This window comes from Paenibacillus sp. J31R120 (genome assembly GCF_056269225.1).
On sequence record NZ_JBWDNN010000004.1, the window covers coordinates 523,956 to 536,722 of the forward strand.

Below are 12,767 nucleotides of genomic sequence, written 5' to 3' on the forward strand. Positions count from 1 at the left end.
TCTCTCCTTATTCTCATGAAGTCGAACAACTAGACGGTCCTATGCCGTGAAAGGTTGCAGTAAATGAGAGTATAGCTATCAATCCCCATGAAGTCGACGATAAGCAAAATGATTCGTAGGTCCGTGTCCTGCCCCGATCTCAAGGGAATGCTCGATCGCCGCATGAATGAAGGCTTTTGCAAGGTCAACCGCTTCATAAGCGGTCATGCCCTGAGCCAGTCCGGCGGTGATGGCTGCGGAGAAGGTGCAGCCCGTCCCATGCGTATGGCGAGTATCGATGCGCCGTTGCTCCCAATAGCGGAACGCCATGCCGTCGTACAGCATGTCCACGACCTGATCGCGCGTAGAGGGATCATGCCCGCCCTTCAGCATGACATAGTCGCTGCCCATCTGATGCAAGCGCCGAGCCGCTTCCTCCCTGTCGCTTAAGCTTGTGATGCTCATTCCCGTTAGTTCCTCGGCTTCCGGTATGTTCGGCGTGATCATGAAAGAGAGCGGAATCAGCTCCTTAACCAGCGCTGACAAAGCTTCGCGTTGCAGCAGGGATGTACCGCCTTTCGCAATCATGACGGGATCGATGACGAGATGGGGGAATCGATAATGGGCAATTTGCTCGGCAACGGCAGTAATGATTGAGGCATGGGCAAGCATGCCCGTCTTGACGGCGTCGGGCGGCAGATCATCGCCTAACGAGCGCAGCTGCTCGGCAACGGCGCTGGCTTCCATGGGATAGACGGCTTGTACGCCAAGCGTATTTTGCGCGGTGATGGCAGTAATCGCAGACATGCCGTATACGCCTAGCTCCTGAAAGGTTTTCAGATCGGCCTGAATGCCGGCACCGCCGCCGCTGTCCGATCCGGCTATCGTTAACGCCTTGTGAATGACGGTTGAAGGTTGCATAGTGGCATATCCTTTCCTTGCACATAGATTAGCTATTATTGTATCAGCGTGAAGCTCCCATCGAAATGTATTTTTTATAAAGGTCGGGGAAGTGCTGTTGATTCGGTTAAGCGAATTTGGTAGTTTGGAGAATAAGCAATTATAGAGGAGCAGTGAATTTGTATGTCATTGGAGATAGAACGCAAGTTTTTATTGCCGCGATACCCGCAGGCGCAGATTGAAGCGGGAGAACTGGTCCTGCAATCGGAGCAACGAATCGAACAGACTTACCTGGCTATTGATGAAAATGAAGAACTGAGGGTTCGCAGGCTAATCGATCTGGCAACTGGACAGGTGTCGCACACGCATACGTTCAAGAGCGGCAACGGGTTGGTGAGAGAAGAAGTGGAGTACAGCATCTCGGCGAGTATGTATGCTCAGGTGACTGAAGCCTTCGGCTTTACGCCACTGACGAAAAACCGGATCACTGCCTCATGGAATGGGCGCACGATTGAAATCGACAATTACGACCAAATTCAATTGTCCGTGCTGGAGGTAGAATTCCCTTCCTTGGAGGAGGCGAACGCTTTCCAGGCGCCGGAGTGGTTCGGTGAGGACATCAGCTCGCAGAAGCAATACAGCAACAAGACGGTATGGAAGCAGCTGCAAGGCGAGAAGTGGCAGGAGAGATAAGATAGCGGATAACAAATTCAAGGACACAGGAGAGGAGCGATGATGCATGTCCATTCACGAAAGAAGCGGGTTCTTGCGCAAAATTGCCCTGCTTCGGGATAACGTGCCTTCCTTCCGCCAATACCCGTTCAGCCTGAATGCGGTGCGAGAGCTGGATGAGCTGGACTTTCACCCGAAAGTGACCTATTTGGTCGGTGAAAACGGCTCAGGCAAATCTACGCTGATGGAGGCGATCGCAGTGGCGCTCGGCTTTAATGCGGAGGGCGGAACCGTTAACTTTACCTTTCAAACAGAGGCGACGCATTCGGAGCTGCACCAGTATCTGAAGCCGGTGCGGGGAGCAAGTCGGCCGCGGGACGGCTTTTTCTTCCGGGCAGAGAGCTATTACAATCTGGCTTCAAGCATTGATGAGATGGATCGCGAGGGGCTTGGCCCCCCTATCATATCCTCTTATGGCGGCAAGTCGCTCCATCAGCAATCGCATGGGGAGTCGTTCTTCTCGACCTTTCTGCACCGGTTCGGCGGCAACGGGCTGTATATTCTTGACGAGCCCGAAGCGGCGCTGTCCCCATCCAGACAGATGGCGCTGCTCGCCCGCATGCATGATCTCATACAGGATAACTCCCAGTTTATTATCGCGACCCATTCACCAATCGTGATGGCCTACCCGGATTCCGTTATCTATGAATTGTCAGCGGACGGCATTGGGACGACGACATGGGAAGAGACGGAGCATTACATCATTACAAAACAATTTCTGAACAATCGGGACCGGATGCTGAAGGATTTGCTGGAAGAGGGATTCGACTGACGACGATGTGAGCCATGTATTTGATGTGCCCCTATGCTCGGCCCCATCATGATCGACGAGGACACGTGGTGCAAGCAATCATCGATAATCGGATAGAACTGCGTCCGCCAGCGGAATGAAAAAAACTGGCCCCGAAGGGCCAGCCAGCCTATTGATGTTATTTAAAATGAGCGTATGATTCCAGATGGTTGATTGAAACTGATCACGATCATGAGAACATTCGTGATTTCGTGCATCATAGGGTTGCACGGTAGTAGCAATCCGATTTAAAGACCCGACGCTTTCTTCAGCTCCTGATAGAGCGATCTCGTCTTGGCCGGTTCTTCATCATTGTAGATGACAACCAGATCGTCGAGCTTCATGACAATGTACGGCGGCGTTTTCTTGAATACGTACAGCTTGGCAGGCCCGAGCTCGGCGAGCTTGAAGTTGCCCCTTGCAAAGGTGGATGTCGCGATGCCGTTCGAGCGGAAGCCGGTCGGCACAGCACCCTCAAGCGTGAGCTCTTTGATCTCGTCGATAGCAAAGCTGTAGTCGTATTCAGTGTTTTTGATCGACACTATTCCTTGATCACTGATAAGCAATTTAGGCGGAGAGGAATCCGCGCGCACCATCATGAACGTCACAGGCAGAATGACGAGAGCTACCAATATGAAGCTTCCGTAATAAATCCGCTTGCCGCCTTTGGTAGCCAGATTGACGGTTGTGCCGGTGCCGACGCGCTTCTGTACCATCAGGGACTTATCCTGTGGATTATAGTAGGACAAGCCATGCCGCCAGTGCAGGTCGTCGTCCTCTGCATGATAGCCCTTGCCGTCGGTGCTGCCGAAGCGGTATTCCAGCTCCTTGACGCGGTTATGAACGTAATAGATGCCGAGGAGAGGGACTAGCGAGACCATCGCGATGCCGCCCATCCATAGATTGATATGGATCATCGTACCTTCGGATAATACGTTGTAGGCGATAAATGCGTTAGCGACCTCGAATATCGCCAGAATAAGCCAAAGGATGGACCAATAGCGTCTCGCGGCATGATGAATGGCGTTATTCGCTACCGGATTCCGGCTGTAGGCCCGCGGCTTGCCGTGGGTAAAGCTGAGCGACAGCAGCAGCAAGACGGCGGTCATTGCCAAAGAGGCGAAGCCGGTCAGGCGCAGCAGCGGATTGTCATGCGAGATCGACAGGGCGATCAGCGGAATGCTCAGCACGGCGGGCAATGCGAACCAATAGGGCGACCAAGGCTTCATGGCAGCCAGCCGGGCAATGTCCTTTTCGACCGATATGTAACGCTTCTTGCCAACGAACCATTGTTCATCCCTTTTTAGCGCGACGGCCTTGTGATGGATGGTTTTAAATGGTACGGTGGAGGTGTACATGACGCCTGCGACCCACAAAATAAAGTAGATGAAAGATAAAGAAAAATAGGAACCGAGCCATAGCAAAGGTGCCAGACCGAGCAGTCCGGCGACGGCGTACCAGCGGTATGACTGTCGGAACTGCACCTGGAGCGCGGCGATTCGCGAGTCCTGGAGCGCGGCTTCAGGCAGCTTAAGGCCGAACAGAATGCCGTTTTTCGGCTTCGCCTGCGTCCCGTATACAAGCAGAACGGTAATATATACGATCAGACCCGGAATAAGCAATATCAATGTGTCCAATACTCTACCTCCCGTTAGGATATCTCTGATGCTCTCGCCCAATATAATATAGAACATATGTTTTTGTCAAAATGAGAAGGAGCTGCTCAACATGATACGATTCGGCCTTATCGGAACAAACTGGATTACCGAAAGATTCCTCGCAGCGGCCAAGCTGCATGACCAATTCAGCCTGACAGCCGTCTATTCCCGTACGGAAGAGACAGCCGCGGCATTCGCGGACAAGCACCAAATTCCTCATCGCTTCACCAGTCTGGACGCTATGTTCGCCAGCGGGGAGATCGATGCCGTCTACATAGCCAGTCCTAACAGCTTTCACGCGCCGCATGCGATCACCGCGATGAATCATGGCATTCACGTCTTGTGCGAGAAGCCAGCAGCGTCCAACGCCCGCGAGCTGAGAGAGATGATCGATACAGCGAACCGCACGGGTACGCTGCTGATGGAAGCGGTGAAGTCTACGCTTATGCCGGGCTTTGGCGCGATACGCGACAATCTGGAGCGGATCGGGCCGGTTCGTCGTTATTTTGCGAGCTTCTGCCAATACTCCTCCCGCTATGACGCCTACAAGTCCGGCGAAGTGCTGAATGCGTTCAAGCCAGAGCTGTCCAACGGCTCTCTGATGGATATCGGCATCTATTGTATTTATCCCGCCGTTGCCCTGTTCGGCAGACCCCTTACGGTCAAGGCGGATGGGTATAAACTGGCTACCGGAGTAGACGGAGAAGGCAGCATCATTCTGGGCTACGGCTCTATGGATGCGGTGATGATGCATTCCAAGATTACCAGCTCGACACTGCCGAATGAGATTCATGGCGAGGACGGCAATCTGGTCATTAATAAAATCAGCGAGCCGGTACGGATCGAGCTGCATACGCGCGACGGCCGGGTAGAGGATCTGACCAGACCGACGGTTGAACATACGATGTACTACGAGCTGGATGAATTTATCCGATTGCTGAAAGAAGGCAAGAGAGAGTCCTCCGTTAATACGCATGAGGTGTCTCTTATTACAATGGAGATTATGGACGAAGCCAGAAGGCAGCTCGGCATTATCTACCCAGCCGATAACGTATAGATAAGCATGAACCATGAGGCTGGAGCGAGCGAGGGGAGTTCGTATCCGGCCTTTTTTTGCCATGCTTGACGGTCATAAGAAGAGGGGGAATAGGATGAAATACTTCACGGCGGAGCAGTACCGGAAGATGCAAATTCGAGGCTTTCTCGTCTTTCATGAAAGCGAAGAGGATTATGCAGCCGACAGGCAGTGGTATGTGGAGAATGACAGGGATTACGAGGAGGAATCAATCGCTTTCTATACTTATCTGGAGCCTATCTTTGACCGTCATATGCCGCAGGAACTGCAGGAAGCTATTCAGCGCGGCGAAGGCGACTTGAAGAGAATGGGGATGCCTTCCCCAGCATTTCGGAAGAAGGTCGAAGCATGGAGGCAAGAGTTTGACCGCGAGTGGGACGAGGCAAAGGATGCGTACTGGGCGCGCTACAAAGCGATTGAATCGCAGCTGCCTGAAGAGCGCAGCGTCATCCATCGGCTCCATGATGCCAAGATTATCGCCGAAACGATCAGTGCAGATGAAAAAAGCATCGAGCTGCTGCTGGATGGCAGCGGCTCGATGCTTGGCCATGATCACCTATTCCTTCGGTTCGAAGGGGTGACCCATTATGAATCGCTTAGCTCGTTGCTCGATAACCACTGGCTTTACGAGGAGCTGGATGTAGGCGGCAATGGCTTCGAGCTGCGCGCTTTGCTAGACGCAGGCAGCGGCTTGCAGGACATGAATGAACTCATTATCCGGGCAAGCCGCGTGAGTGTCGTAACGGAGCCGGCTGTTGACTTAAGCTCCAGCAACGGGCAGTCGAACTAAGCGATCATCTGGACTAAGAAAGCCGGTATACCGCGAACGGATCGCCTTGTCTGAACGGCTCGCTGATCTCGTCCAGCCGGGCCAGCGTCTCTGCGCTCAGCTTAAGGTCTACACTGGCGAAATTGTCGCGAAGCTGGCTGACGCGTGTCGCTCCGACAATGACCGTCGAGACCGCAGGGCGGGCCATCAGCCAAGCAAGCGACAGCGTGCTTGCCGTTGTGCCTAGCTCCGCCGCCAGCTCATTCACCTGGCGCGCCAGCTTCAGGTTCTTATCCTCCATGAACCGCTTGAAGCCGGGATCGGTGTCTGCGCGCGAGCCCTCCGGCGCATCCTGCGCCGAGGCATATTTGCCGGTAAGAATGCCGCCCGCCAGCGGGAAGTATGGAATGATGCCGAGTCCTTGATCGAGGCAAAGCGGGATAAGCTCTCGCTCCGCCGTCCGGTCTGCAAGCGAATAGCTGGTCTGCATGGACACGTACGCGTTCAGTCCCAGCTTATCGCTGATGCCGAGTGCTTTCATGAGCTCCCAAGCATAGTAGTTGGATGCGCCGATATACCGGACTTTGCCGGAGCGGACCATATCGTCAAGCGTCCGCAGCGTCTCCTCCAGCGGTGTCTCGGGATCGAAGGTATGAATCTGATACAAATCCACGTAATCCGTCTGCAATCTACGCAAGCTGCCCTCCAGCTCGCTCATCAGATGGCGCCTGGATGATCCGCGTTCATAAGCGCCTGCGCCGCGCGGCAGGCCCGCCTTTGTCGTCAGTACAGCGTCATGCCGTCTGCCCTCCAGCGCCACACCGATAATTCGCTCCGACTCTGAACCGGCATAGATATTGGCAGTGTCGATGAACGTAATGCCGCTGTCCAGCGCCTCATGAATGATATCGATTGAAGCACGCTCGTCGGACCGCTTGCCGAACGCATTCGTGCCAAGCCCCAGCGCGGACACCTTGAGCCCGCTATCTCCCAAACGACGGTATTCCATATCCAATCAGCTCCTCTTCGTTTTTACCCATTCTACTCCTCGTCCACGGCAAAATCCATCCCGGTTGAACCGGAGCACCGCTCACAGGTATAATCTCCCTAAGGCCATGCCTAACGAAGTCATATTGGCCAAGCCAGCATGGCTTCGACAACGTGAAGGAGGATGACTCATGCGATTCGTCAGCAACAACGGCATTACCGATCCGGCGCTTAATCTGGCGCTTGAAGAATACATCCTTCGTTCCTTGCCGAACGAAGACGACTACCTGCTGTTCTATATTAATGAGCCGTCCATTATCATTGGCAAAAACCAGAACACCGTGGAAGAAATCAACGCCGACTATGTGAAGGATAACAACCTGCATGTCGTGCGCAGGCTGTCTGGTGGCGGCGCAGTGTACCACGATCTTGGCAATCTGAATTTCAGCTTCATCATGAAAGACGACGGCGGTTCGTTCCATAACTTCAAGAAGTTCACGGAGCCTGTCGTGAGCGCGCTTCGCAAGTTGGGCGTAGAGGCCGAGCTGACCGGGCGCAATGACCTGCAAGTCGGCGAGCGGAAGATCTCTGGCAATGCGCAATTCCATACGAAGGGCAAAATGTTCAGCCATGGCACGCTTCTATTCGATTCCGAGATCGAAAACGTGGTATCCGCTCTTAAGGTGAACGCCGAGAAGTATGTGTCGAAGTCGACCAAGTCGATCCGCAGCCGTGTGGCGAACATATCTGAGTTCTTGAAGGAACCGATGACGACGGAGGAGTTCCGGCAGAAGCTGCTTCAATCGCTGTTCGAAGGTTCGGAAGAGATTCCGCTATACGAGCTGACTCAGCAGGATTGGGATAAGGTCCGCAAGCTGGCGGACGAGCGCTACCGCAGCTGGGAGTGGAACTATGGCCGCTCGCCTGCGTTCAACGTGCAGCAGCGCAAGCGCATTGAAGGCGTCGGCACGTTCGATGTCCGTCTGCAAGTAGAAGAGGGCGTCATTACGGAAGCGGCAATTTATGGCGATTACTTCGGCCGGGGCGACAGCGCCGAGGTTGCGGAACGCCTAGCAGGAACCCGCTATGATGCGGCCTCGCTGCGAGAACTGACAGATAGCCTGGATTTGCCGTACTACTTTGGCGCGATTACGAAGGAGCAATGGCTTGAGCTATTGCTGTAAGAGGGCCAGAAGAAGGGACATCTTGCAAGCATGTATGCGGCCTGATTTGATTGTCTTTCATGCCGAAAAACTCGCATGCAGCTAGGATGATACTTACTCATCACCAAGAAGAAGAGGCCAGTCGCTTGCCGGACTGGCCTCTTTGACATTTCAGTGAACCTCGGCAGACACCATTCCGACAAAATCTGAGATATTGACTAACGATATAATCAGGTGTATATTAATTGTGTAACCGGTTACCTATCAGGGTGGAGTGAGAACATGACTTCAATTAAAGACGTTGCGAGGATTGCGGGCGTATCTGTTGCGACGGTGTCCAGAGTGCTGAACGATAAAGGCTATGTAGGTCAGCGCACGAGAGAAAAGGTTGAAAAGGCCATCAAAGAGACGAGCTACAAGCCTAACGAAGTGGCGAGAAGCCTGTTTAAGAAGCAGTCGAGCACGATTGGCTTAATTGTTCCTGATATCATGAACCCTTTCTTTACCGAGCTTGCCCGGGCTGTTGAAGATATGGCCACTAAGCTTGGCTATAATGTTATACTGTGCAATTCCGATGGGAATGGAGATAAAGAGCAAGCCTACTTGGATGTACTGAAACAACAATATGTAAACGGTATTATTGTTTCTTCCAATACACTGACTGCTCAGCAGGTTGAGGAGCTTAACATTCCTGTCGTAAGCATTGACCGAGAGATCAGCAAGGGACTTCCGACAATTGTAGTAGAGAACAAGAAGGGCGCTATGATGGCTACGCGCTATTTGCAGAGCAAAGGGTGCAAAAACATCGGCCACATCAGAGGCTCATACGGCGTTGTCAATGCGGAAGAGCGTTATGAAGGCTACAAAGAAGTCGTTGCGAATGAGCCATGGTTCAAAGAAAGCTACGTCGTGAATGGAAACTACGATATGCAGTCATCCATTGAAGCTACGGCAGAGCTGCTGCGTCTGCATCCGGAGATAGACGGTATCTTTGCCGCCAATGATATTATGGCTATTGGGGCGCTCAAAGTCGCTCACCAGCTTGGCAAGAAAGTGCCTGAAGAGCTTGCCGTTATCGGATTTGACGGAATTAAGCTATCCACAGTCATGACGCCGGAGCTAACGACGATTGTTCAGCCTATTTACAAACTGGGAGAAGTATCTGCTGAAATGCTAATTAGTTTAATGGAACACCAACCTATAGAGAACACTTATTATAAATTGGATGTAGAGCTTATAGAGAGAAATTCTACTTAAGGAGTTTACCGGAGTGGAGCAGAAACCCAAAATTACAGTTGTAGGCAGCATTAATATGGATTTGGTGACGATTACTTCCCAAGTGCCGAAGGTAGGCGAGACGCTATTCGGCAATCGTTTTCAAATGAATCCTGGAGGCAAAGGAGCTAATCAAGCAGTAGCTGCCGCCAGGCTTGGAGCTCATGTTCAATTAATCGGTTGTATTGGCAATGATGATTTTGGCCAACATATTCTGAAGCATCTGCAAAACGAAGGCGTTAATGTAAGCAATGTGGAACCGGTTACAGATTCGACAGCAACGGCAACAATTGTGGTAGCTGACGGGGACAATAGTATTATTGTTGTGCCTGCGGCTAATAATTATGTAACGGCTGCATTCGTTGAATCCAAGCGGGAGGCCATTGCAGCAAGCGATATTCTCATTGTTCAATTGGAAATTCCGCTGGAAGGCGTGCAGAAGGCAGTTGAGATTGCGAAGGAGAACGGAGTAACTGTCATTCTTAATCCGGCCCCTATTCAAGAGCTGCCGTCTGAACTCATTCATGATATCGATTATTTGACCCCGAACGAACATGAACAAACATTGCTCAGACAAGGGAGAAGCGAAGAGGAGCTGGATGGGAAGCTGATCGTCACGAAAGGAAGCCAAGGGGTTTCGATTCGTGAGGGCGGCGAGGATATCCACATTCCTGCTTTCAAAATCGATGTCGTGGATACGACGGGAGCTGGGGATTCGTTTAATGGAGGACTGGCGCTTGCGCTTTCGAAAGGTATGCCACTCCGAGACGCTTGCTACTATGGCAACGCGGTTGCAGCTATGTCCACAACGAAGCTTGGCGCACAGACTGGAATGCCTACAGCAGCAGAAGTGGAAGCGTTTATGAAGAGCCGGGCGTAATGACCCGGCGGCTGTTTTATATATGCATTGGAATCGCTTACTTCATATTTTCATTTTAGGAGGAATTATACGATGACTCAACAACCAAGACCAATCATTATTGACACAGACCCGGGGATTGATGATGCGGTAGCCCTTGCCATAGCTCTCTATAGTGAAAAGCTGGATGTACGCTTAATTACGACGATTGCCGGTAATGTCAGCTTACAGAAAGTAACGACTAACGCCCTGCGCTTGCTGAAGTTCTTTGGCAAAAACGTTCCGGTCGCACTAGGTGCGGACAGACCTCTTATTAAGGACCCTATTGACGCAAGCGATATCCACGGTTCAACGGGGATGGACGGTTTTGACTTTGAAGAGCCGACGGAAGATCTGGTGTTGAAAGAGAATGCCGTGAATGCCATGCACCGCGTCATTATGGCAAGCGAAGAGCCTATCACCCTGGTGCCGATCGGACCGCTAACCAATATTGCGCTATTGCTTAAGATGTACCCGGAAGTGAAAGAGAAGATTGCTGAAATCGTATTGATGGGCGGCTCCACAACTCGCGGGAATATGGGCGTCATGTCTGAATTTAATATATTCGCCGATCCGGAAGCGGCGAAGATTGTCTTCTCAGCCGGTCTGCCTGTTGTCATGGTGGGGCTAGATGTTGGCTTGAAGGCTCTGGTGTACCCGGAAGACAGCGCTGAGCTGAAAGTGATGAATGAGACGGGGAACATGATTTATCAATTGTTCCAAAAATACAGAGGCGGCAGCATGAAAACAGGCTTGAAAATGTACGATAGCTGCGCTATTGCCTACCTGTTGCAGCCGGAAATGTTCCAAGTGGTGGACACATTCGTGGATGTGGAACTGAACGGGTCACTAACTGCAGGATGTACCGTCGTGGATTTGAAGGGATACCTGAAGCAGCCTAGCAACGCCAAAGTGTGCGTTGATCTGGATCCGGACATGTTCAAGCAATGGTTTATGGAAAGTTTGAAGAAATGCAATTAAACAATAAGCATTCCAACTAGGGAAGGAATAACATCATGGATTCTAACATCGTCATGTATGCCTCGGCCATTATAGCCGTATCGATCGTTATTTATATGCTGATCAAAAAGATGGATATTAAAATTACACTCTTCTTGATGGGCATTATTCTCATCCTCATTAGTATGGGGATGGGCAAAGAAATCGCTATTAAAGGATTTGAGTCCACGGGATCATTTTGGCTCGATCCGCTTGAAGTCATCGTCGCCCAATTCAAGCAAACCTTCGGAGCGGCGGGCTTTATCGTCCTTATCTTGGGCGGATATACAGCTTACATGTCATCCATCGGTGCCAATGAAGTAACGGTTAATGCTTTAACGAAACCTATCGCTAAAATCAAATCCGTTTATTTCCTGGTCCCTATCGTGTTCTTGTTGGGCAACGTATTGTCGCTGGTTATTCCTAGCGCATCCAACCTGGCGATCATCTTGCTTGCCACGCTTTACCCGATCTTGCGAAAAGCCGGCATGACAGCCCTAACCGCAGGTGCGGTAATCGCTACGTCGGCAACCATTGTACCGACTCCGCTCGGAAGCGACAACGTGGCGATTGCCGAGGAATTGGCCAAGCATGCCATGTTCGAGGGCATGAACGTAACAAACTATGTATTCAACTATCATGCTCTCGTGTCCATTCCGACGCTGATATTTATCGCTATCGTTCATTACTTCTGGCAGAAGCGAATGGATAAGAAAGAAAAGCTGAATACAAAAGCCAATGAAGCGGAGAACATGGATGCGCCAGCCGTCGCTGAGATCAGCGGAGGCAAACTGTTTAAAACCGTTTATGCCATTCTTCCGATCTTCCCTATCATCTTGTTGTTAGGTGTGTATGCGGTTCAGATTACGACAGGTGAATCGATCAGTATTAGTGTAGAAGTAGCGACATTAGTATCCCTGATTCTTGCTATTGTGTGTGAATTGATCAGGCATAAAGGAAATAAGAGCGTCTTGGAAAAGACGGAAGCCTTCTTCAAAGGTATGGGCGGAGCTATTCCGATCGTGGCGTTGCTCGTAGCGGCGTCCGTGTTCGTAACAGGTCTGAAATCAATTGGTTTGGTGGACGAGCTTCAAACCTCGATGCAGCATATTCAGGGGAATGGGCTGGACTTTATTCTGCCTCTTATCCTGGTAGCATTAACTGCTCTTATCGTTATCTTGAGCGGTAGCGGCACAGCGCTGATCTTTGCGATGGTGCCTTTGATTGTGCCATTGGCGGTTGCGGCGGGCATTAGCCCGATTGCGATATCCGTTCCGCTTGGTCTGTCGGGCAATCTCTTCCGTGCCGTTTCGCCGGTAGCCGCAGTTATCCTGATCGTGGCCGGAACCGTTAAGGCAGATCCGATTGCCATTGTCAAAAGAACGTCGGTTCCTATGATTGCCGGAGTCATCTTTATGTTTGTTCTCTCCATGATTATATTCCTGTAAGGCAAAGTTCCAGGCTGTTCAATCAACGTATGTTTGGAAAAAAGGGCTGCCCAGAGGTCATATACGACTTCTGAGGCAGCCCTTGCCTATGCTC

Annotated in this window: 12 protein-coding genes; 9 read left to right on the forward strand and 3 right to left on the reverse strand. The window is 51.4% G+C overall.

Features of this window, described 5'->3' with window-relative positions; translation table 11 throughout:
* Positions 1-78 precede the first annotated feature (78 nt).
* Entirely contained in the window at positions 79-900 is an 822-nt protein-coding gene (gene thiD / locus AC0YNW_RS17815) for a bifunctional hydroxymethylpyrimidine kinase/phosphomethylpyrimidine kinase (RefSeq protein WP_475833071.1), read from the reverse strand.
* A gap of 162 nt (positions 901-1,062) precedes the next feature.
* Here thiD and AC0YNW_RS17820 point away from each other — a divergent pair, with 162 nt between their 5' ends.
* Positions 1,063-1,572, forward strand: a complete 510-nt coding sequence (locus AC0YNW_RS17820) for a CYTH domain-containing protein (protein ID WP_475833072.1) — start codon at positions 1,063-1,065, stop codon at positions 1,570-1,572.
* Between the two features lie 46 nt (positions 1,573-1,618).
* Entirely contained in the window at positions 1,619-2,383 is a 765-nt protein-coding gene (locus AC0YNW_RS17825) for an AAA family ATPase (protein WP_475833073.1), read from the forward strand.
* Positions 2,384-2,649: 266 nt separating this feature from the next.
* On the opposite strand, the gene AC0YNW_RS17830 is transcribed toward AC0YNW_RS17825, so the two are convergent.
* A complete protein-coding gene (locus tag AC0YNW_RS17830; protein WP_475833074.1) occupies positions 2,650-4,038 on the reverse strand; it encodes a DUF5808 domain-containing protein in 1,389 nt (462 codons plus the stop codon).
* Positions 4,039-4,129: 91 nt separating this feature from the next.
* On the opposite strand from AC0YNW_RS17830, the gene AC0YNW_RS17835 reads away from it, so the two are divergent.
* Positions 4,130-5,116 (forward strand): Gfo/Idh/MocA family protein, encoded by a 987-nt coding sequence (locus AC0YNW_RS17835; protein WP_475833075.1) that lies wholly within the window; start codon positions 4,130-4,132, stop codon positions 5,114-5,116.
* Positions 5,117-5,210: 94 nt separating this feature from the next.
* A complete protein-coding gene (locus tag AC0YNW_RS17840) occupies positions 5,211-5,924 on the forward strand; it encodes a DUF4085 family protein (RefSeq protein WP_475833076.1) in 714 nt (237 codons plus the stop codon).
* A 13-nt stretch (positions 5,925-5,937) separates the two neighbouring features.
* Here the strand turns inward: AC0YNW_RS17840 and AC0YNW_RS17845 are convergent, their stop codons facing one another.
* On the reverse strand, positions 5,938-6,912 hold the full coding sequence (locus AC0YNW_RS17845) for an aldo/keto reductase (RefSeq protein WP_475833077.1): 975 nt from the start codon (positions 6,910-6,912) through the stop codon (positions 5,938-5,940).
* 169 nt (positions 6,913-7,081) lie between these two features.
* Between AC0YNW_RS17845 and AC0YNW_RS17850 the strand changes: the two genes are divergently transcribed.
* The 5 genes from AC0YNW_RS17850 to dcuC all read left to right on the forward strand — a co-directional run bounded on the left by AC0YNW_RS17850 (position 7,082) and on the right by dcuC (position 12,673).
* The gene (locus tag AC0YNW_RS17850; protein WP_387471429.1) at positions 7,082-8,074 is read left to right on the forward strand and encodes a lipoate--protein ligase; all 993 of its coding nucleotides are present in this window, start codon (positions 7,082-7,084) and stop codon (positions 8,072-8,074) included.
* A 261-nt stretch (positions 8,075-8,335) separates the two neighbouring features.
* The gene (locus tag AC0YNW_RS17855; protein WP_475833078.1) at positions 8,336-9,310 is read left to right on the forward strand and encodes a LacI family DNA-binding transcriptional regulator; all 975 of its coding nucleotides are present in this window, start codon (positions 8,336-8,338) and stop codon (positions 9,308-9,310) included.
* A gap of 13 nt (positions 9,311-9,323) precedes the next feature.
* Positions 9,324-10,208: a ribokinase gene (gene rbsK, locus AC0YNW_RS17860; RefSeq protein WP_475833079.1), complete on the forward strand. Its 885-nt coding sequence runs from the start codon at positions 9,324-9,326 to the stop codon at positions 10,206-10,208.
* 72 nt (positions 10,209-10,280) lie between these two features.
* Positions 10,281-11,207: a ribonucleoside hydrolase RihC gene (gene rihC / locus AC0YNW_RS17865; protein WP_387471435.1), complete on the forward strand. Its 927-nt coding sequence runs from the start codon at positions 10,281-10,283 to the stop codon at positions 11,205-11,207.
* 35 nt (positions 11,208-11,242) lie between these two features.
* Positions 11,243-12,673 carry a C4-dicarboxylate transporter DcuC gene (gene dcuC / locus AC0YNW_RS17870; protein ID WP_475833080.1) on the forward strand — a complete coding sequence of 477 codons (1,431 nt, stop codon included), beginning with the start codon at positions 11,243-11,245 and terminating at the stop codon, positions 12,671-12,673.
* Positions 12,674-12,767 lie beyond the last annotated feature (94 nt).